Here is a 21,097-nt window from a genome sequence, read left to right on the forward strand (position 1 = left end):
CAACCTCTCCGGAAACTCCGCCCCGGCCGGCATTGACGTTGCCGCCAACGGGGACAACTGGCGGGGAGACCTTACCCCCATCGGGAGACACTGGTCAGGAAGGGCCGGGCGTATTGCCGGGTACTGGTACGGATCCTCGAACATCCGGGAATGTTCCAGCCCGTCGATATTTCCATATCACCAGTGGATACGGAAAGCAGGTTCCACTTGGCTTCGCCATACGCCAGATCGTTCCGCATGGGGTGCGCGTCGTGTTCGCGGCGGACGTGGACACCAGCGTTCCTGTTGACTGGCAGGGCGGCCGGGAATGGAACAAGGTTCTGGCGACCACGGTAGCCCAGGCGGGCGACGTCATTGATGTCGGCCGTAATAAAGTCGCGGTCCGACGTCGAATTCGCTGACCGGTCGCATGATGGCCCGACACCTTCGTCGTAATCACCCGAGGAAGGTTCCATGGACAAGCCCTCATCCGTCCGGAAATCCGGATCTCCTTCCCCGATGCCCAATGTCGCCCTTGCGCTGAATGCGCTCGGCGAGATCTGGCGCATCAGGGGCGGAGAGGATGTCATCGCGATGTTGGATAATGATATGACAGCGAGGACGGCCTGGCACGCCATCCTCTCTGGTGTCGCGTCGCCTGAATGGCCTGATCTGGTCAACTCCCTTGACGCGCTGATCCCCTATCTGCGCGGCCGCAGGGACCTGTTGTCGGCGGACAGCCCTTTTGGACGGGGCGTGATCTCGGAAAGCAGGCGCCAGGCGCTTCATCGCCTTCTTGCTCCGGAAAGGATTGCCCTGCTGGAGGCTGTGACGCGTCCGGCTACACGTCAGGAGGCCGCATGATCCGTCTGCGCTTCCGTGTCCTGTTGTCAGTGACTGCCGCTCTTGTATCGATACAGGGGCATGCGCAGACCACGTCATCAGGCGCCTCTGGTGCCACGACATCTACGGGAAGCGTCGGCTGCGCCGCCTTGACCCAGGCGGCGGCAACAGCCGTAAACGAACGCGTCCAGGCCAACGACGCCTATGAAAAGCAGCCGGATAGCGTCAACGGCCTGTCCTGCCTGAGCAATTTTTTCAACGGCACCGGACTGAATCTCATCACGAACGGCCTTGACCCAGCAGCCCTCCTGCAGGCCGTCGAGGGTCAGATAGGTGGCCAAGTCTGTCAGGCCGCACAGGCGGCATGGGGGAACGCCATGGGGTCGACCCAATGTGGACTCAGTCTGTCAGGCGTCAACCTGGGGCTCGGTTTTGGCTCGAGTAGCGGACTCATGTGCCCGAACCTGAGTTTCGGTGGTGGTGGGCCGCCAATTGCAACTGCCATTGCGGGGACGTCGAGCGGTACGACTGACCTGTATATCAACGGCTCTCCCCAGCTTCCGACCGGATACAGCCTGAGCAATCTCGTGGACGGAGTGTTCTGATGCGCAGGCTGCAGATGGTTGCCATTGGTGCCGTTTCGTGCGTCTGCGTGCTGGCAGTCACGCCGCGTCCGGCATACGCCCTTTTCAGTGATGCCGCGGTTGTTGCAGCGATCAAGCTTCTTCAGGCGTTCACGGGCAACGCCCTCAATACGATGACGAAAAACCTGACGGACAGCATCGATTCAAATCTCAGTAGCCTTACAAACCCGAATTCCGTTGCGTCTCTCCTGACGAAGGGTTTCACGCAGGTTGCCAATTACGCGAAGGCCCAGGTTGGTGCCCAGTCGCAACTCATGGATGCCCAGGACGCGGCGATGGCCGGATTTCTACGGCGTCAGCAGGAAACCGGAATCCGGGACGAGCATATGATGAATCCGGAATTCTGCGCGGGCCTTGATGCCCAGCAGTCCACCGTGGCCGCGTCCAAGGCGGCTCGATCCGCGGTGTATGCCATCGCGACCGTAAGCGATCCCCGTGGTGAGGCAGGTCAGGGGACGCCCTCCTATTACGGCAAGTCACAGGGCACGGATGCGAACATGTCCCTGCACCTCAAGCGCTACTGTTCATCCGACGACGTGGCGCAGGGGCTCTGCTCTTCCGTGTCGCGGCTGCCGAACGCCGACCAGCGTGCCGCCAGCCTGTTCGGCGCCGATACCCTGTCCGCGGATGGCGCAGTGGATGCCGCCAATGATTATGCGACCACGCTCATCCAGCCGGTAGCACCGGCGGCCCTGCGTGGCGAGCAGCTGTCCAGCCTTCGGGGACGTGAAGCCGCAACCCGGCGCCGGTCGTACAACAGTCGTATGTCTCTTGCCCGCTGGGTCACGGGCTACGTCACATCTCTTGGTGTTCCGTCTGTCGCGCTCACGCGGGACCAGAAGGCTGAAATGACGGCCGAGGGGCTCACGCCGCTCGACAAGGCGTCGTGGCTGCAGGCCATGGCGCTGGAAGTCAATCGCAGGGTCTCCAGCGTAAGCTGGAACGCCTCGCTCCAGGCAATGCCTCCCGCGTCGGTCATGCGCGAAGTTGCCACCGAGATGGCGCAGTCCAATTACCTTGCGCTGCAGAACTATCGTCTCGGACTCTACCTCGCGACCATGGGAGCTGCCCGGGTCGCACAGGAAGAAGAGGTCGCCTTCAAGGACGGCCTGACACCGATGCCTTCCCCCACGATCAATCCCTAGAGGTTTGCCATGTCTGAGGCCCAGCAGAAAACCGGCGATATCGAGGATGTGCTGAAAACCCTTGATCGCGTGCAGTCCGAATACAGGAAGCAGGCACCCGGGCAGGCCGCCGCATATGATCGGCTGCGGCAGGAATCCCGCGAGCCTGACGTCCATAATGATCCCGGCTTCCGTACGCGCGTCGCATACGCCGTGCAGGATGTAGAGCGTCTTTTGGGACCGACGTTGAACGATGATCATCCGCTTCATGCTGAGATGACGGAGCGCGCGGCGCATTACCCAGGTCTGAACGAACCTATGGTTGCCGCCATGATGCGTGAAACGCATCGCCTTCAGCAGCCAGAGGTAAACGCGATCCGGACACTTGCCAGCGAACTGGTTGAAGGACGTCAGGATCCGGACCACCCGGACATCGCGCACACCATCGAGAACCTGAGGGCGACCGTCTTTCCCGAACCAGGGCATCAGCCAGCGCCAGGGCATGACCATGCTGCCGGGTCTGCGCACGATGAGAAAGGTCAGCCGGACAAAACCCGTGGAATGGCGTCGCCGGGGGAGGGCGCTCCGCCTGGACCGGAGCAGTCGGCCAGCAGTCAACCCGGACAGACCCATACGACGGATCCTCAGAAGGACTTTCGAGAGAAACAGACAGGTCCCGCAAAAGACGCGCCGGAAAGCCGATCGACGATGGATGGCAACGGCACAAAGGAAAAGGCGGCAGCGAACACACGGGAAACGAACGGGGCGGCCAGGGATCAGGAGGACGTCAAGGTTATTCGCGGTGGCGGCTTTGCCCGCCTAGCAGAAGCGATTGCCTCGCGCATTGATAGCCAGCCTGCGAGCCCGGCATCATCGTGGATGGAAAAGGCCGCCGATTTCAGCACCCGGCTGCACAACGCGCGTGACGAAAAGAGCCTGGAGGCGACCGAACGTCTGGGAAAGCAGGCGGTGGAGGCCCTGCGTGACCTCAGGGAGCGGCCAGCTTCCTCCATCATGGCGGCGATTTCAGATGCAGGAAAGGGCGACCCTGACGGTGTTGCCGGTGTGTTGTCGGAGATGAAGGCCGGTGGCCGGTATGCGGATCTGCATAGCCAGTTTGTGACGGAGAAACAGAATAACCAGGCATTTGCGGCGCAACTGGAGAATGTCACCAGCAGGCTCGAAGCCTACGGAAAGGGAAGGGACGCCGCCGAGGCAACAGGCCAGCGCATGGGAATGCCCGGCAGTGTGACGCAGCGCTTCACCCAGATCGATGCCGAGATCGGCAGGACTGCTGCCGAAGTGCCCGGAAAAAAAGAGGGGGCCAGTGCGCTGGAAGACATGAGCGAGAAGGTCCGCGAGATGATGCACAAGGCTGTGACTGCAGTCACGGATTTCATGACGCGGATGAAGCCCGGTCCCACCGCCAGTCCTGCGCCGTGACTGTGCTGCTGGAGGACAAACCATGACGCCCTTTCGTCGCCCTGTATTCGCCATCCTGCCGCTTCTGTTTCTGTCGGCTCTTACCGTGTCCGCGGCAGCGCAGACGGTTGTCGCGACCGGTTCGGGAGATGCAGCCAGCAGCACGGGCTATAACGTGACATGGGACCTGCTTGATCCGGGCAGTGACTGGGCGGCGCAGGTCATCCGGTCTGTATTCCCGATTTTCGGGCAGGATACGGGCGCGCCCAGCATCGGCAACGAGGCGACCGTCATAGGAACCATGATCGGGTGGTTCTCCGGGTTCGTCATGGCATTTGCGATGGCGGTCGTAAGCTATATCTACTTCATGAACATCCACCGGGGTGCAGAAACAGCACAACTCCTTGGTAACAACCAGACCAGCATGTCGATCGTGCGGATCGGGATTGCGGCCATCCTGATGTGGCCGCTTCCGACAACCGGCTTCAATGCGGCGCAGGCCGTTGTCGTGCAGGGCTCGCTTTGGGGCATCGGTATGGCGAAGGTCGTCTATGACAAGGCGAAGCAAGCAATCGGACCAGACGGCAAGGTCATCGCACAGCCCCTTATCCCCGGCACAAAAGGGATTGTGACCGGTCTTGTGAAAAATGAGTTCTGCCGGGCCATTATTAACATTGCTGCGAATAACACGAACCTGATTGCGGCCCCGACCGGGCAGACCGTCCTGTCCGTGACCGGCGGGAAGATGGGAATCATCAACTATTCTTACAATATGGCAGCCGGCGCAGGAGACGGGACACCGGTTTGCGGGGCCGTAAGTCTGCAGGCGCCCAATACTGACGCAGTGAATCTGGCCGGTTTCCAGTTCGACCAGGCGGGTATGCAAAAACAGGTTCTTGATTCCGTGATCCTTGGCGACATTCGCAGCCAGGTTGCGCAGGTGGCCCAGAATTACTGGCAGACGAAAACGACAGCGTCCCTGGCCCCACTCATGACCATCATCGTCAATGCCACCAACGATTATGCGTCGCGTCTCACGACGCAGGCGGCACAACTGCGTTCGAAGCTTCAGGACACGGTCAACAATCAGACGCTAGCGCTCCACCAATGGGGGATTTCGACGAACGGAGATGCGGTCAACACCAGCAACCAGATGGATACTCTCGGGTGGACCGGCGCAGGAGCCTACTATCTCGAATTCGCGCGCCTCAATGGCCAGACCCTGTCTCTCATGACCGCAACGCCAACCATCACCACGCCATCCTATTCCGGTCTCGGAAACTATCTTGCCTCGGACATTGCGCCTCTTGTGCAGTCTGCGGACACCTTTATGGAAAACATCGACAGCATGGTTGCGACGCAGGATGGCGTGACCGCGCCAGGCGGGAATGCTGACCTGTACACAGGCGCGATACCGGGTGGAGACGGTGCGGGTGTGCTCGACCAGCTGTTCCGCGCCCTGCACCTGAACGATTACGCCCTGCAGATCGTGACCGGATTTATCGAGCCGTCCGGGACGAACGGCTACTGGACCGATCCGTTTGGCAATCTCATGTCACTTGGAAACTGGATGATCACGACCGCCCTTCTCACCATGGGCACTGCGTCGGTTCTTTCTTCTACGGCCGGGACCGTTGGTATCGGCGTGCTGTCGCTTCTGAGCGGGAATCCAGAAGGCGCCGTAGCGGCAGGGGCCGGGCACGCGCTGATGCACTTTTTTGGCGCGCCGATTATCGGCGGCTGTTTCGCCATGCTTATGCCAGGCCTCACCATCGCCTATGTCATCCCGATGATCCCGTTTGTCATGTGGATGTTTGCCGTGGCGGGATGGTTCATCATGGTCTGTGAGTCCGTGATTGCGGCACCTCTGTGGATGCTCGCGCATATGACCATGAACGGGGAAGGGCTGCACGGTCATGCAAAACAGGGTTATGCCCTTCTGTTCAATGTCATCTTCCGGCCGGTGCTGATGCTGTTCGGGCTTTTCCTTGGATATTTTATATTTGATTCAGTGTCGTGGCTGATCCACATGTGTTTCGGCATTGCGGCCGGACTGGTGCTGTCAAACGGTTGGATTGTCAGCAACTTCCTCGGCATGATTGTTCTGGTCAGCCTGTTTGTCATGATTCATGTCACTTTGGCGTTCATTTCATTCAGGATGATCTCGATCCTGCCCCAGCGCGTTCCCGCCATGATCGGATTTGGTGACGTGGACCGGGTCGACATTGACCAGTTCAGCAGGGACGCCGCCGTTGTCGGTATGGCGGGCACGTTGCTCTCGATTCAGCAGTCGCTCGGTGGGAGCGATCGAACTGCGACCCAGCCTATGGATGATAAAAATAGTAAGCAAATATATACGGGTGCAAATAAAGCTGTAGATACGACAATGAAAAAGATCCTATAGTGCGTTACCCTTGGAGGGCATGAAATGTTTGGTGGCAATGGGATGAGTGGGCCGGCAGGCTTCATACTCGGACGCATGTCGTGTCAGTATAGCGAGAACTTGCAACGCAATATCCGACAGGCCCTTCATGGTGCTGCTCCGCCGCATTCTAACGAACTCGAAGAGCAGGTTCGGTTAATCAGTCGCTTGACCGAGGCACTTAATCTGGCGAATGCTCATTCCGATAAACTCGAAAGCCAGTTGGAAGACTGGAAAGACTACGCTCATGGCCTGGAATCCCAGATCAGAGAACTGAAAGACCATTTTTGTCGGACGAGTGCTCATGCCGAGCAGCTTGCCAACGATCTCAAAATATCAAGGGAACAGGAAAAAGACCGGGCGCGCGATCTTGAGGCGACCTGTATCAATTATCGCCGACTCAGCGATGATCATGCAGCATTGACGACCAAAGCCGAGAACATGGAACGACGCATTCGAGGCTATCTTTCCATGGAAGACGAGTGGAGAAAGCGACAGTCCTAGTCGCAAGATACTTGGTCAGGATGGTCTCCTCTAAGCGGGAGACCATTCGTGAAACATTTCATTCTGCCTCTTGTCCTTTCCCCCTGGCTTGCAGCATGCAGCGCTGGCAACGTGTCATCCGCTGCCCATGTGCGTGGCCCAAAGGCTCCCCCAACCAGGCATGCGCGTTATGATCCGCACGATGCATACGGATCGACACATGTAATCTGGACACCCCCCACGTACGATCGCGCCGGTACGATCGTCCGGCCTGATGATCCACGGGCGATGTTGGGGCGCGAGGATTATGAACACGCCTCCTGGGCAACAGGCGCTCAGGGCGGCGACAAGAACGCGCCTCCCGGCACATTCTGAGTGCTCCGTCGATCCTATCTATTCACCAGCGCAATGCATATGGACTTGCGGTTACGGCCTGCGGGGAATGAGGCTGTCGGCGGTAGCGACAAATTGGCGAGCGGAACCCAGGCGGCGTTCGCGGATCTGCCAGTTGAGCCACGCGTTCTGAAACGCCACGAGTGTCAGAAATGTCCAGAAGGGCGCGAACTCCAGCGCAGCAAGGAGTTGGCTGCCCTTCCAGTGGGAAAGGAGCATTTCTCCGGCCCAGCCAAGAACCAGAACAACAGCGAGCATACTGGCGGCAAGCGCCCGTCTGTATGTCTCATGCTGTCTCTGATCGAGTAAGATCGCCACAACGCGGGGTTCGACGCCATATTCGGCAGCGATCGCGGCAATATCAATAGGGGTACCGTCTGGCGCCCGCGGGCCCTGCATACTGGCTTTTGGCTTCAGTAATGCCGTCCCGAGGGCTTCAATCAGCGCGGCATTTCTCGTCACATCGGACCAGGCGACCAATGTACGTGGATCGCCAATCACGAGGCGAGCAAGCTTGCGCGTTCTTGCAAAAAAACGTCGCGGGCCGGTCTGGTCCTGTCGTGTCTTCATTGCGCGACCGAGGTCAGAAACGTGGCGACATCCGTGGGAACGCCGTCGATCCGGCCGATCCCGCCATTGCGGTGCATCCAGACGAACGTTGGTGTCCCTATGAGCCCTATCTGCCGTGCAATCCGGGTATTACGGGCAAGCTTCTCCCCACTATCCGGTTCAGGTGCAGCCAATTCCGGGTTTAGACGACCGTTGACCCACGCTTGTGCCATCTCGTGTGCCGGAAGCGACAGCATGGCTCTCGCATTGACGGTACTGGCACCATTATCCTCGTAATCAAGCAATGACAGCGGGACTATTTTCAGGCGAACTTTCCCTGCGTCGATTGCGGGCTGAAGGATATGCATTGCCTTCGTCGAGTAAATGCATTGCGGGTCTATGAACATGATGACTTCCGGAGCTGAAGGTATCCCTATAAGGCCTCCCGAGAGACCCTGGAGCCCGGACTGTTCGTTAGCGTCGGATGAAGCGCCAGAGATACTGATTTCTGGGACGGCTCCAGGAATGCCCCTGATCTGGTCTTTCGTGATGTCCTGTCCGGTGGCGCCCCACATGCGGGCAGCGACTGCTGCCTTGCCATCCGGGGTCGCATAGACGACCTGAAAACGGTTATCTGCCCGAACAAACATTCCCCTGATGCCATCGACCGGTGCGAGATCGTGGGCGCGCGATCCGGCCAAAGAACGTAGGGTGTCGTAGGGTACCGGGATCAGTGTGCCGCTAAGCACGATCGCGTGGCTTTCCGGGGCGAAAAAGACGAGGAGTTCGTTCCGGGTATGGGCGATGCCAGCTTCGAAGCCGTGGACATCGGGTAGTTTTTCGATGTTGGCCCCTGCGATCCCAAGGTGGGCGACTGCATCGGTCCTACCCTTATCATCATGTTCCAGGGTCGGCCCTACGGTGTCGCTCCTGGACTCAATCGGAGTAGACACAGAGCATTGCTGTCCTTGCGCCGGCGCGTGCATGAGCAGGAGAAATGGCAACACGTAGAAACAGCGCATGGCGGACTCCGGACAATACCTATGTCCTGTACGCCCTGATCATGCGACTGCGATTAAAAAAATCATTCCTTATAGCTATCCCTTTCTCGAGACAGGGGATTTTCAAAAGCAGGGTTGATCGGGGAGAGAATAAACGTCTCTCCTGCTTCGCTTCCTAACTCGTTAACCGACATCTCGCTTATCATTTTTACAAGAATATCAACGCGGAGTTGTAAATAATGGGAGTTCGGGTGATCATCTTTCAACTGACGGCCTTTTTCGTGGCAAAGCACCAGAATGGGGTACAATGATCTTGCCTGCTCACGTCTGGCAGCTAATGTTTTCACTGGAGAAGCAATGTATTCAATATTGCATCTCAGCGCTAAAATCGCCTGAACCAGCGTCAGACATAGCTGTCCGGATGGTTCGTCATCGATAAGCTCGAAACGCGAGCGAAGTTCATCAAACTTCATGTCATCCTCACACGGATCAAGACGAACACACTGAAGCAACGCGGTGCACGGTTGCCATGTTTCTTACGGAGCGCTGGAGCGGCATAACCCGATATACTTTGCCATTATTGACGATTTTCGTCGTGATTTAATCTGGTCACCTGGCTCCACGGACTCATGATCAGGCTGCCCAATCTACACGATTCCGTCTCGTTATAACGTATATCTCATTATTGTTACCAAGTGTATCGTCTTTTTTCTGCGGGCAACGCATGTTCGAAACATGCATAGTGCTTTCTGGCCGATCGAATGACAGTCACGCCTGAGTGGCGAGAAAAAGCGTTTTCTACGTCCTCTTCGACCGGGTCATGGCTTGAGGCAACCACCAATGTGCTGGATGATTGACGTATCGGAAGACATCCGCATCGTACCATCCGACCCACAGATCGCAAGAAAAGATCCGTGCATGCTCCACGCGGCGTTGCAAAAGGCTGAAAGGAGTTCAGAATATCTGTACTTGGATAATAGATCATGTTAGCATCATGCGATGCGCAGGACCAATATGACATCCAGAAGATCAAGGAGCGCCGTTCCCCCAGGGAAAACAATACAACTTGGACTGTTCCCGCTATCTGTCCAGTTGTGCCGTATTCAACCCAGTTTCAATGAGTGGCGGTATTACGGACTGTCAGTTCAGCCCGACCTGTTCGGTGGTGCCGCGCTTGTTCGTAACTGGGGCAGGATCGGGACAGCTGGCACCCAGCGCGTGGATCTCTATCCCGACGAAGGCGCCGCGGTGAATGCTCTGACCGCGATGATCCGTTATCGCCTGAAACGCGGCTATATCGTTACACAGTCATGACTGGCAGCATTATCTGCAGGATAACCCGGGGTGACCATCAGACAGGTGATAGAGATAAATACTGTATCCGCTCACCACGTCATGGAAAATTCGTGTGTGGATATATTCGGACAAAAAAACTTATCATCGACATTGAGGTGAGCCGTAGTTTTCGTGAAAGGCCCGGTGCATAAGCCAGTTTACGCCGTCTGATAGCGTAATCAGGGGCAGGCTCCGCCGCATACAATTTGCGTAAAACTTGATGTTCATGGTGCAATGTGATCGATGTAGGCAACGTACCGCAATATATAATTCAGCTTTCGATACGCCATATTTTGCCGATTGCATAAAGACTTACACTCCGGCAATGTTATTCGGCAAAAATATAGTGGAGAGGCTTTATCATGGACCAATCAGACGACCTATCCCCGGCAATTGTAATTGCCATGAGCGACATCGTGGCAGCGCATCTCGGCAATACCAATACCTCTCTGCCGACAGAACATGTCCCGGCGTTTATCCGCGATGTCTACGCTGCTATCCGCGAAACAACACCGGTCACAGAGAAAAACAGCAGCATCCCTGCCCAGCACCCCGCAGTTCCAGTCGCGCAGTCGGTATTTCCTGACTACATCGTCTGTCTGGAAGATGGCAAAAAACTCAAAATGCTCAAGCGCCACCTGCAGACAAGGTACGGAATGACGCCAACGCAATACCGAGAGAAGTGGCAGCTTCCTATGGATTATCCCATGGTTGCTCCGGAGTATGCCAAAATGCGGGCGGCTCTGGCGCGAGACGCGGGTCTTGGACGCAAGATTTTGGTTCCCCCGACCGGTCCCGTGGGCGAGGCAACTGTAGTCCCTTCTGTTGATAGTGCGACGAAAGAAATATCGGTCGATACTTCTGAGGCCGTAGTGCCCGCCAAAAAAACGATTTCGAAGCGATCCAGGTCGTCGGCAACTGAAACCGGATCTTCCGCAGCATCGCCAAGGAAAACGCCGGGTTCCAAGACTTCAGCGAGACCGCGTGCGATACGGAAGACCGGCACGAAAGCAAAAGGGGCCAAGGTCTGACTGATCAGCCCGGCCTATCGGGCTTGGTTATAAGGCAACTAGGCATCCATGCATCACCCGAACGTCAGGATGATCAGATGATGAATGTCCATGAGGAAGGTGATCGAGTTATCATTGAGCCGGTTCGCGCCACACTGCTCAAACTGGAAGATCTCGTCGCCGGGATTACCGATCTGAACGGGCATGATGAAATTGACTTTGGACAGTCTGTAGGTGACGAAAGCTGGTGAGCATCAAATCCCAGGTCACGTGGGTTCCTGACTGCGGCGACATTGTCTGGTTGGAATTTGATCCCTCAGCCGAGGCGGAAACGGGCTGTGCATCGGCCTGCAGTGCTTCTCAGCCCTGCAAGTTATAATGCCAAAGCGGGGATGACGCTTTGCTGCCCCATGACCACTAAAATCAAAGGCTATCCGTTTGAAGTAGCCGTGGTAGTAAAACCCGCCAGTGTGGTCTTCTCTGATCAGGTGAGAAGTCTGGACTGGCGGATGCGGAACGCGAAGCTCAAAGGAAAGGTCTCGGCAAAGGAAATTGAGGCAGTTCGTCAGCATGCCAGATTACTGGCTGGCCGAGGGAAACAGGGAAGCCCGAACATTTCAATGTATTCAAACATGTCCTGCCGGACTTCTTAATATGTGTTGTAGGTTCGACGCTGCATGCGCTTGTCTGATGAGCGATCAACCACGTTCTACGCCGACATACAGGGCAACGTTGGCCTCTGCGCCAGAAAACGGAAACATGAGATGTGCAGCACAGCCGAACAGGGTCACGTTCGGTTGCGGCTGCCAGCACATTCCTGGCGGTAGGTTGCTATACGTTAGCAATGGCACCGGGCTGTGGTCGGGTTTTGTAATCTAATTGGGCAGGGGTGTGAAATCACCTGTTTCAGTCTGGGTGCGGGGTGAGTCTGGAGCCTTATCCTGACGCCGATGAGCGTTCAAAACGCCGGGTACCGGCTAGACGAGCCATCAGCCCGCATATGAGTGCGGCTGCACAACGCGGGCCTATGTATGATACCGGTGATCGGGTTGAAAAAGGCAGAGCTGGGTACCGAGGGCACGACAGCATCATGTCCGTCCGTAGCAAGGAACTTTAACAGATGCTCAAATCCGAGATACGAGCCTAGCCAGCTGTGGCAGAGCAGCACAAGTGGGCAAGACGCCACGCCTTCGGTGGGTGTTATTGACAGCCAGTCGGTTAAAACCGCTACAACAGCGGCCGCTGTGGTTATGACGCGAGCAAAAAAAATCAAGGGTCGCGAGCGGCATATCTCGACCGACACGCTGTGTCATGTCGTGGCAGCTGTCGTGCATCCCGCCGACATTCAGGATCATAACGGTGCGCCGCCGGCAGCAACCAAAATACGCTCATTGTTCGCTTGGCTGCGCCATCTGATTGGTGAGGGTGGATATGCTGGCGAGAAGTTGCGTGGTGTGCTGGTCGAACGTGGCCGACGGACGATCGAGATCGTCAAGCGCAGCGATCGGGCTGAAGGCTTCATCATCATGCCGAAACGCTGGATCGTGGAGCGTCGCTTCGTATGGCTCGGACGCTGCCGCCGTTTCACGAAACATGTCGAGGCACCAATCTCGTTATCCTGTGCACAGGTGATGATTGTCCATATCTGCAGGGTGCTGAGACAAATCAATCAAACCGCTTTCTAATTCAGGCTCTAACAGAGCCTTAAATTCACATATGAAATTATCGCTTACTCTAAATATAGAAATGATAATCATTTTCATAATATAAATTCTCTTTTGTAGACCGGATGTTCAGGTTCACGTCAGGTTTCTCTGTTACCGTCAGAAAGTCATCGTCGTGATGGCAGGAACTTTATGTACGCCGGGGAACAGACGCTTATTATGCAAAGGATAGTGCGGGATAGTCTGTATGCAGCCTGTATTTTCTTCCTAGGGGTGTCGGCCGCTTGGGCGGATGATGGGACAGAGGGCATATGTATGACGGTCCGGCATGGTATACGTTTGCATGTAGATGGCATGTATGGGGGTTATCCCCATTCCGTACTGCGTGACGCCGTGCTGCAGGGCGTGGCGTGCCCCTCTGATGAAGCTGAACGGCATGTCTTCGGTCTCATTGCCGACCCGCCGCCACACCTGCGTATTTCCGTTACGAGGCCCATGGGGCAGGGGCAGCAGGGGGCGATTTCGGCCCGGCTGTTCTCGCAGGGGCATTTTGTCATCGGGGAACGCATGTCCCTTTCGCCCCTGGCGCGTTCGCAGTCCCCGTTTTCGGTCACGTCCGAGATCAATCTGCTGATGGCGCGACTGTGGAGCGATTTCGCCGAACGGATCAGCCATGGTGGTCGCGCCATTCCATGATGGCCTGAAGCATGAACCGCGCCATCCCCCCCATTGTGTCGATCGCCATGGCCTGTGCCCTGCCATGGATGGCCCTGGCCCAGGACGCCCGCCCTGGCCCATCCTTCCATGAAGCCGTCGGCATGGCCTGGGCGATCGATCCCGTCCGCACCGAACTTCAGGTCGGCCATCATTCCGCCCGCGCCCGCGCCAGCGCTGCCGGGTCATGGTTTGCCGGCGGCCCGACCCTGTCGGGTGAATACATGGATGACCACATGCTGGGCAGTAACGAAGGCTATACAACCTATCAGGGCGGCGTGTCGGTGCCGCTGTGGCTGCCGGGGCAGGGCAGCGCCACGAAACAGGTCGCCAGCGCGGAAGCCGCGTCGATTGATGAGCAGCTCAATGTCGAACACATGGCGCTGTCCATCCGGGTGCTGGACGCAGCTGCCGCCGCCCTGATTGCCCGTACCCGGATGGATGTGGCCCATGCCCTGTACGATGCGACAGCGCGCATGGCCGGCAATGCGACGCATGCGGTGCATGGTGGGGAACTGGCCTCGGTCGATGGGCAGATGGCGCAGGCGGCGATGGAGAACGCGCACAATGAACTAGCCCTGGCACAGGAGGAAGCGCAGAACGCGACTACGGCCCTGGAGGTGCTGCTGGGGCGTCCGGTTGTGCCCGACCTGAGCCGTTATGGCGGCGGCGACGTGACGCAGGCCCGTTTTGTCAGCCCGCGCGACATGGAAGACAACGATCCCCGCATAAAGGTCGCGCACCGCAATGTGGAAGCCGCCGAAGCGAACATGAAACTGGCGCGCCGTTCGTTCATGCCCAACCCGGAAATCGGCGTGGACGCCATTCATGAAAAGCAGTACGGCAGCCCGTGGGATGATCGTGTGGGCGTGAATTTCAGCATCCCCCTGCCCAGCGAGGTCCGTAACACGCCCATCATGTCCGAAGCCCGCAACCGCCTGGCCACGGCCACCAGTCAGGAAACGCAGGCGCGGCGCATGGTGCATCTGGAAATGATGCGCGTGCGTGAACGCCTGATCGCGGCCACCACGGCACGACAGGCTACCCGCAGTGCCGCAGAGAATATGGAAAAGCGGGCCCAGGCGCAGGAACGGGCCTGGCGGGTAGGCGAAGCCAGTGTGGATACGGCGCTTGCCGCCCGGCAGGCGGCCGCCAATACCCGACTGGCCAGTGCCCGGGCTGAGGTGGAGTGGCATGTCGCCAGCATCCGCATGCTGATTGCAACAGGTGTTGTGCCATGAAGCGGATTGCCTCCATCCTGTTTCTTCTCGGCCTGCCCGCCCTGCCTGCCCATGCCGGGGAGGGGGCGCTGCCCCCGATCGTGAAGCTGGACGGGGCGGCGGTTGCCAATGAAGGGGTAACCATCGTCACGGCCACGCCGGGTCGCGTGGCACCCATGCTGCCGGTCATGAGCCGGGTCATGCCCGATACGACGCGGGTCGTGCATATCCATCCCGCCGGCAGTGGCAAGGTGCTGGCAGTACTGTTACAGCCCGGAGCATCCGTGCAGCGGGGGCAGGCGCTGGTGCGCTATCAGGATCATTCCCTGCATGTTGCGCGCCTGCAGGCGGTTCAGATGCGTGCAGCGCTTGCTGCCGCCATTGCGGCCCGGACCGATGCGGCAGGCGCGGTGCAGCGGGCTAGGGCACTGGCTGGCGAGAGCATATCATTGGCCGAACTGCGCCGCAGGCAGGACGTGCTGGCACAGGCGGATGCCACCATGCGTGCACGCCAGGCGGATGTGGACACGTTGGGCCACCGTTTTGCCGAGGAGTTCAATTCATCATCGGAGCAGGACAGTCAGGGCGCGGAAGACGAAACCTCGACCCTGATCTCCCCTGTCAACGGCATGGTGCAGGTGATCGGTACGTCAGTGGCGGGTGATGTGGACCCGAGCATGGATGTGGCCACCGTCGCGGATCTGTCCAGTATATGGCTTGTCTCCGACATCCCGCCGGACCAGGCGGCGCGGATCGCACCAGGCGGCCAGCAGGTAACGCGGACGGCAGACGGCCCGTTTACATCCCGTATCGATACGGTGGACGGGATGGCCAGTTCCCTGACCGGGCTGGTCCGGGTCATAAGCCGTGTGTCAAACCCCACTGGCGCGCTGGTGCCCGGTATGGTGCTGGATTCCGCACTGGCTCAGCGTGACAGCGTGGCGGGTCTTGTCGTGCCGTCCGAAGCCATCCAGCAGATTGACGGGCGCAGCGTCGTGTTCGTGCGGGTGAACGCGACGGACTACCGGCCGGTCGTGGTCGATGTGGCACTGGATGACGGGCGGCAGGCAGTGCTGCGTTCCGGCCTGACAGAGGGCGAGCCGGTGGTGGGTCATGGTAGTTTTGCCCTGCGTTCCGTCATCGGTCTGGCCGGAATGGATGCAGACTGATGGCACATGCCTACCTTGCCACCCTGATCCGCGCGCGCATGCTGGTGCTGGGCGGTCTTGGCCTGCTGCTGGCCGCGGGCATCATGACTGTCCTGGGCCTGCCGGTGGAAGCGGTGCCGGATATTTCGCCCCGGCAGGTTCTCGTCTCGGTCGTGGCGCCGGGCCTTGCGACGGAGGAAGTGGAAAAACTCATCACCTTTCCCGTCGAGACCAGCATGACCGGAATCCCCGGCATGACCGACCTGCGTTCCGTATCGCGCGGCGGCGTCTCGGTGGTGTATGTGCAGTTTGCCGATGATACCGACATCAACCTGGACCGCACCCGCGTGAACGAGCGCATGCAGCAGGCGCGTTCAAACATATCCGTGCCCGGCATTACCGTCAGCATGGGGCCGCTGGCCACTGGCATGGGCGAAATCATGCAGTTCCAGATCCGTGGCGCGGGGCGTTCGCTCATGGAACTCAACCGCATCATGAACTGGACCGTGGTGCCGCAGATGCGTCTTGTACCCGGTGTGGTGGATGTCAACGTCAATGGCGGGGCGGAAGAAACCTATGAGGTGACGCTGGACCCCGCGCGGCTGATCGGCAGCAACCTTTCGGTAGGCGAGGTCTATCGTGCGGTGGATGCCGGCAACGCGGCATCCGGCGGCGGATGGATCACGCACCATGCCGAACAGCAGAGCGTGGTCGGACGCGGGCTGGTCGGCAGCCTGGCCGACTTTGGCAACATTGCCGTGCGCACCAACCCCGATGGGTCCGCCGTGCGGCTGCGCGATCTTGGCCGCGTGCGCGCAGGCGCGCGCACCCGTCTGGGGGCGGTAACGCGTGACGGGCAGGGCGAGATCGTGATCGGCGTGGTGATGATGGAAAGCGGGGCGAGTTCCAACGCAACGCTTGCCGCCATCAACCGTGCGCTGCCGGGCATACGGCAGGCTTTGCCCGCAGGCGTCACGATCGAACCCTATTACACCCGCGCCACCCTGACCGGGCAGACCATCGCCACCGTGCGTGACAACCTGGTCATGGGCGCCGTGCTGGTGGTGGGGGTACTGGTGGTGGTGATCGGGAGCTGGCAGGCCGCCCTTGTCATTGCCTCGGTCATTCCGGTTGCCCTTGTCTGCGCGATGGCGGGCATGCGGCAGTTCGGTATCTCGGCCAACCTGCTCAGCCTTGGCGCAATCGATTTCGGCATGATTGTCGATGGTTCGCTGGTGGTGATCGAACATGTGCTGTCGCGCAGGGAGGAGGAGCCGGACGCCGAATTCATTCCGCTGGTCATCTCGTCCGTGCAGCAGGTCATGCGCCCGGTAGGGTTTGCCATACTGGTCATCATCATGGTCTATCTGCCGATCCTGACCCTGCAGGGGATCGAGGGGCACATGTTCCGCCCCATGGCGCAGACGGTCATCATGGCGCTGCTGGCGTCGCTGGCGTACTGCTTCATCTGCGTGCCCGTTCTGGCCGCCCTTGCGTTGGGGGGCGTGCGGCCTGCGGGTGATACGCGGCTGATTGCCTTCCTGCGCCGGCCCTATACCCATATGGTGACATGGGGGGAAACCCATCCACGCATCCTGTTTGGCGGTACGCTGGTGGTGCTGGCCCTTTCAGCGGGGCTTGCGATGCGGCTGGGCGGTGAGTTTATTCCCCAGCTTGATGAAGGGGCGCTGGCGGTCACCACCACGCGGTTGCCCTCGGCCTCGCTCGATACCGTGCTGGCTTCGGTCACGAAGCAGGAGCAGATCCTGCGCCACTTCCCTGAAGTGCGCGCGGTGGTCAGCAATACCGGCACGTCCGCCATTCCCACCGACCCGATGGGCGTGAACGAGACCGACAGCTTCATCTTCCTCAACCCGCCCTCCACATGGAAAACCGCCCGCACGCAGGCGGAGCTGGTCGCTGCGATGGATGATACCCTGCGGCGCGAACTGCCCGATGCGCTGTATTCATGGAGCCAGCCGGTGCAGATGCGCATGGATGACCTGCTCTCTGGCGTGCGCACGCAGATTGCCGTCTCGATCTTTGGCGATGACCTGGCCATGCTGGCCGAGTTGGGTGACCGGGTGGTGGCGGCCATGTCCGGCGTGAAGGGGGCAGCGGACGTGGCGGCTGCGGGGGACGGCACCGTGCCGCTGATCGTGGTCGACATTGACCGCACGCAGGCCGCCAGCCGCAATGTGGCGGTGCAGGACATTCTGGATACGGTGGAGGCGGTTGGCGGCCATATCGGTACAAGGCCGGTGATCGTGGATAACGCCATCATCAGCACGCAGGTGCGTCTTGACCCGAAGCGCGTGGCTTCGACCGCCGCAATCGGTGCGCTGCAGGTCCGGCGGGTGGACGGGCAGGGGAATGTGCTGCTGTCACAGGTGGCGCATGTGCATGAAGTCGATGGTCCGCCCCGTATAAGCCGCGATGGCGTGCGCCGGCGCATGGTGGTGCAGGCCAATGTGCGCGGGCGCGATCTGGCATCCTACGTGGCCGAAGCCCAGGCCCGCGTGGCGCGGGATGTGAAGCTGCCCGCAGGCTATACCATGCAGTGGGACGGGCAGTTCCGTAACCTGCAATCGGCCATGCAGCGGCTGGAAATTGTGCTGCCCATCGCCCTTGGCCTGATCTTTGCCCTGCTGGTGGTGGCATTTGGCGCCGTCCGGCCCGCGCTGCTGGTGTTTGTCAACCTGCCGGTGGCGGCAACCGGCGGCATTGTGGCGCTGACGCTGCGCGGGCTGCCGTTCAGCATTTCGGCGGGGATCGGCTTCATCGCGCTGTTTGGCGTGGCGATCCTGAATGGCGTGGTGCTGGTCAGTGAGATCGCAGCCCTGCGGGCACGGGGAATGGCCGTGGCACAGGCGGCCTTTGCGGCCGCGGAATCCCGCTTCCGCCCGGTCATGGCCACGGCCCTTGTGGCCAGCCTTGGCTTTTTTCCCATGGCGTTTTCCGAAAGTGCGGGCGCGGAAGTCGAGCGCCCGCTGGCCAGTGTGGTGATCGGCGGGCTGGTCACGTCCACGTTGCTGACCCTGCTTGTGCTGCCATCACTGTATGCCCGGGTCATGCGGGAAAAGGATCAGGACTGATGCGTATCCTTATTGTCGAGGATGAATACGATCTGGGTGTGGCGGTGCAGGAGCGCGTGGGTCTGGACGGGCATGCCGTGGACTGGTTCACGACGCTGGAGGACGCGCGCGCGGCCATGGCAACGGTGGATTATGATTTCATACTGCTCGACCTTGGCCTGCCCGATGGAAGCGGGCGCGACCTGCTGCGTGAGGTCCGCCGGACATCGTCTGACATCGCCATCCTCATCACCACGGCAGAAGACCAGATCAGTGACCGTATCGCGGGTCTGTCCGAAGGGGCGGATGATTATATCGTCAAGCCCTATGACCTGAATGAACTCGTGGCCCGCATTGCGGCGGTAGCCCGCCGGTATGCATCGCCGCGCAGGCAGGCGCACTGCCGCGTGGGAGAGATTACGATAGACCGGGAGAACCGGTCCGTATCGCGTGATGGCGAGCGGCTGGACCTGACCGCGCGCGAATGGAGCATCATGGAACTGCTCTCGCGCAGTCCGGGCCGGATCTATTCGCGCCAGCAGATCGACACGGTCCTTTATGCGCTGGATCGCGAAGTGGACAGCAATACTGTCGAGGTCTTCATCAGCCGCCTGCGGCGCAAGCTGGGCAATAACGTGATCCGGACCATACGCGGTCGTGGTTACTGCCTGGATGGAAAGAACGGCTCATGAAAAGCTGGAGCCTGTCCACCCGCATCATCAGCAGCGTACTTATGGTCGTTATTCTGGGGCTGCTGATCCTCAGTATCGCCGTGGGCGGATTTACCCGCTACGAGGTGACGGAACGGCTGGATAACTCGCTGCAGGAAGTGGCCGAGCGGTTGCAGACGGCGGTGGCCACGCGACTGCACGAACCGGGTGCGGCGTCATCCATCGCTTGGCTGCCCGAGGCCGGACCGCGCACACTGGCCTATCAGGTCGTGGACGTGAGTGGACATGTCGTGCTGCGTTCCCAGAATGCCCCGCAAACCGCATTTGTCAGCAACTGGCGGACCGGGTTTGCCAACGTCCCGCATTTTCGCGTTTATGTCGCGTCACCCGTGGCGGAGAAATACCGTGTCCTTGTGGGGGAACCGACCTTCCACCGGCGCGAGGCCGTCCGGCGCGCGATGCTGATCTCTGTCGTGCCCATGCTGCTTTTCATGCCGGTGATCTGGTGGCTGGTGCGCCTGATCGTGCGGCGCGCCCTGCGCCCGCTGGACCTGCTGCATGACGAGATGCGCGCACGTGGCAGCGGCAACCTTCAGCCCATTCCCCCCCTTGATCTCCCTGACGAACTAGTCTCCATCCAGCGCTCGATCAATACGCTGTTGGCGCGGTTGGAGGCAGCGCTCTCTACCGAGCGCGCCTTTGCCGCAAGCGCTGCGCATGAACTGCGTAACCCGCTTGGAGCCCTTCTGGCGCAGGTACAGATGCTGGGCCGACTGATGCCGGCGGGTTCGGATACGGGCCGGCGGGTGGAGGTCATTGCCGATCGGACCCGCAGGCTGGGCCGCACGGTGGAAAAACTGCTGCAGTTTTCCCGCGCCTCGTCCGGCGTCGCTTTCCGGCGCGACCGTTTCGACCTGATGACCGTAGTGCGTGTCCTTGTCGATGATCTTGGGCATAATCCGTGTGACGGGCAGGGCATTGTCATCGCGCCAGACGGGATTCACCACATATTCGTACATGGTGACATGGATGCGACCGGCATCATGTTGCGCAACCTGCTTGAAAACGCCCTGCTGCATGGAGGGCACCATATGCCCGTGCGGGTGGCCGTGCTACCAGATGGTGGAATCGACATCACCAATGACTGCCCCGCGCTGCCACCCGGCATATTCCAGCGGCTGACTAGCCCATTCGTGCGCGGCGGGACCGGTAATCATGGCAGTGGCCTGGGTCTCGCCATTGCCAGTAATATCGCTACCCAAATGGACGTTACTCTGCGCTTACGTTCCCCACTTACAGGATCTGCCAGAGGATTTGGTGTGTGTGTCACCTTTCCAAACTCGAAGGTAACCTAATTCATGACTGCAGAGGAACAGACGCGCAGGCAACTCCATTTTGCGC

At 59.5% G+C, this 21,097-nt stretch carries 20 protein-coding genes and 1 pseudogene; 17 read left to right on the forward strand and 4 right to left on the reverse strand.

Translation table 11 applies throughout. The annotated features are described in order from the left end of the window. Positions 1 to 71: 71 nt before the first annotated feature. Positions 72 to 455, reverse strand: coding sequence for a hypothetical protein (locus tag GLX_RS14945; protein WP_034926637.1), 384 nt, complete (start codon positions 453 to 455; stop codon positions 72 to 74). Here GLX_RS14945 and GLX_RS14950 point away from each other — a divergent pair. From GLX_RS14950 to GLX_RS14975, 6 genes are read left to right on the forward strand one after another with little or no spacing between them, the layout of a single operon-like run. Continuing rightward, complete coding sequence (locus GLX_RS14950) at positions 454 to 843, forward strand: hypothetical protein (protein ID WP_014106837.1); 390 nt, start codon at positions 454 to 456, stop codon at positions 841 to 843. The two genes, GLX_RS14945 and GLX_RS14950, sit on opposite strands and share 2 nt — an antisense overlap. Further along, positions 840 to 1,427, forward strand: coding sequence for a hypothetical protein (locus GLX_RS14955; protein WP_014106838.1), 588 nt, complete (start codon positions 840 to 842; stop codon positions 1,425 to 1,427). The genes GLX_RS14950 and GLX_RS14955 overlap by 4 nt, the downstream gene beginning before the upstream one ends. Continuing rightward, on the forward strand, positions 1,427 to 2,611 hold the full coding sequence (locus GLX_RS14960) for a hypothetical protein (RefSeq protein WP_014106839.1): 1,185 nt from the start codon (positions 1,427 to 1,429) through the stop codon (positions 2,609 to 2,611). Before GLX_RS14955 ends, GLX_RS14960 begins: the two co-directional genes overlap by 1 nt. A 9-nt stretch (positions 2,612 to 2,620) precedes the next feature. After that, a complete protein-coding gene (locus tag GLX_RS14965; RefSeq protein WP_014106840.1) occupies positions 2,621 to 4,033 on the forward strand; it encodes a hypothetical protein in 1,413 nt (470 codons plus the stop codon). Positions 4,034 to 4,055: 22 nt separating this feature from the next. Further along, on the forward strand, positions 4,056 to 6,416 hold the full coding sequence (locus GLX_RS14970) for a DotA/TraY family protein (RefSeq protein ID WP_014106841.1): 2,361 nt from the start codon (positions 4,056 to 4,058) through the stop codon (positions 6,414 to 6,416). 24 nt (positions 6,417 to 6,440) lie between these two features. Next, on the forward strand, positions 6,441 to 6,938 hold the full coding sequence (locus GLX_RS14975; RefSeq protein ID WP_014106842.1) for a Z-ring associated ZapG family protein: 498 nt from the start codon (positions 6,441 to 6,443) through the stop codon (positions 6,936 to 6,938). A gap of 405 nt (positions 6,939 to 7,343) precedes the next feature. Here the strand turns inward: GLX_RS14975 and GLX_RS14985 are convergent, their stop codons facing one another. From GLX_RS14985 to GLX_RS17610, 3 genes are all read right to left on the reverse strand, one after another. Then, a complete protein-coding gene (locus GLX_RS14985; RefSeq protein WP_014106844.1) occupies positions 7,344 to 7,880 on the reverse strand; it encodes a hypothetical protein in 537 nt (178 codons plus the stop codon). Next, entirely contained in the window at positions 7,877 to 8,881 is a 1,005-nt protein-coding gene (locus GLX_RS14990; protein ID WP_014106845.1) for a thiol:disulfide interchange protein DsbG, read from the reverse strand. The genes GLX_RS14985 and GLX_RS14990 overlap by 4 nt, the downstream gene beginning before the upstream one ends. Positions 8,882 to 8,943: 62 nt before the next feature. Continuing rightward, a complete protein-coding gene (locus GLX_RS17610) occupies positions 8,944 to 9,333 on the reverse strand; it encodes a hypothetical protein (protein ID WP_014106846.1) in 390 nt (129 codons plus the stop codon). Between the two features lie 541 nt (positions 9,334 to 9,874). On the opposite strand from GLX_RS17610, the gene GLX_RS14995 reads away from it, so the two are divergent. The 11 genes and pseudogenes from GLX_RS14995 to GLX_RS15040 all read left to right on the forward strand — a co-directional run bounded on the left by GLX_RS14995 (position 9,875) and on the right by GLX_RS15040 (position 21,051). Continuing rightward, entirely contained in the window at positions 9,875 to 10,174 is a 300-nt protein-coding gene (locus tag GLX_RS14995) for a WGR domain-containing protein (protein WP_039795511.1), read from the forward strand. 383 nt (positions 10,175 to 10,557) lie between these two features. Next, positions 10,558 to 11,226, forward strand: coding sequence for a Ros/MucR family transcriptional regulator (locus GLX_RS15000; RefSeq protein WP_014106848.1), 669 nt, complete (start codon positions 10,558 to 10,560; stop codon positions 11,224 to 11,226). A 77-nt stretch (positions 11,227 to 11,303) separates the two neighbouring features. Beyond that, on the forward strand, positions 11,304 to 11,456 hold the full coding sequence (locus GLX_RS18540) for an AbrB/MazE/SpoVT family DNA-binding domain-containing protein (RefSeq protein ID WP_029335895.1): 153 nt from the start codon (positions 11,304 to 11,306) through the stop codon (positions 11,454 to 11,456). A 102-nt stretch (positions 11,457 to 11,558) separates the two neighbouring features. Beyond that, entirely contained in the window at positions 11,559 to 11,858 is a 300-nt protein-coding gene (locus tag GLX_RS17615; RefSeq protein WP_231290135.1) for a type II toxin-antitoxin system PemK/MazF family toxin, read from the forward strand. A gap of 519 nt (positions 11,859 to 12,377) precedes the next feature. Beyond that, a pseudogene (locus GLX_RS15010) lies at positions 12,378 to 12,890 on the forward strand (transposase); the annotation flags it as partial. Between the two features lie 198 nt (positions 12,891 to 13,088). Beyond that, positions 13,089 to 13,565, forward strand: coding sequence for a hypothetical protein (locus tag GLX_RS15015; RefSeq protein WP_407927273.1), 477 nt, complete (start codon positions 13,089 to 13,091; stop codon positions 13,563 to 13,565). Positions 13,566 to 13,576: 11 nt separating this feature from the next. Beyond that, on the forward strand, positions 13,577 to 14,824 hold the full coding sequence (locus tag GLX_RS15020; protein WP_010511649.1) for a TolC family protein: 1,248 nt from the start codon (positions 13,577 to 13,579) through the stop codon (positions 14,822 to 14,824). Further along, entirely contained in the window at positions 14,821 to 15,972 is a 1,152-nt protein-coding gene (locus GLX_RS15025) for an efflux RND transporter periplasmic adaptor subunit (RefSeq protein ID WP_014106851.1), read from the forward strand. Before GLX_RS15020 ends, GLX_RS15025 begins: the two co-directional genes overlap by 4 nt. Beyond that, positions 15,972 to 19,046 (forward strand): efflux RND transporter permease subunit, encoded by a 3,075-nt coding sequence (locus GLX_RS15030; protein WP_014106852.1) that lies wholly within the window; start codon positions 15,972 to 15,974, stop codon positions 19,044 to 19,046. Before GLX_RS15025 ends, GLX_RS15030 begins: the two co-directional genes overlap by 1 nt. Beyond that, positions 19,046 to 19,717, forward strand: a complete 672-nt coding sequence (locus GLX_RS15035; protein ID WP_014106853.1) for a response regulator transcription factor — start codon at positions 19,046 to 19,048, stop codon at positions 19,715 to 19,717. Before GLX_RS15030 ends, GLX_RS15035 begins: the two co-directional genes overlap by 1 nt. Next, positions 19,714 to 21,051 carry a histidine kinase dimerization/phospho-acceptor domain-containing protein gene (locus GLX_RS15040; protein WP_014106854.1) on the forward strand — a complete coding sequence of 446 codons (1,338 nt, stop codon included), beginning with the start codon at positions 19,714 to 19,716 and terminating at the stop codon, positions 21,049 to 21,051. The genes GLX_RS15035 and GLX_RS15040 overlap by 4 nt, the downstream gene beginning before the upstream one ends. The last annotated feature ends 46 nt before the right edge of the window (positions 21,052 to 21,097 follow it).

This window comes from Komagataeibacter medellinensis NBRC 3288 (genome assembly GCF_000182745.2).
Taxonomy (GTDB): Bacteria; Pseudomonadota; Alphaproteobacteria; order Acetobacterales; family Acetobacteraceae; genus Komagataeibacter; species Komagataeibacter medellinensis.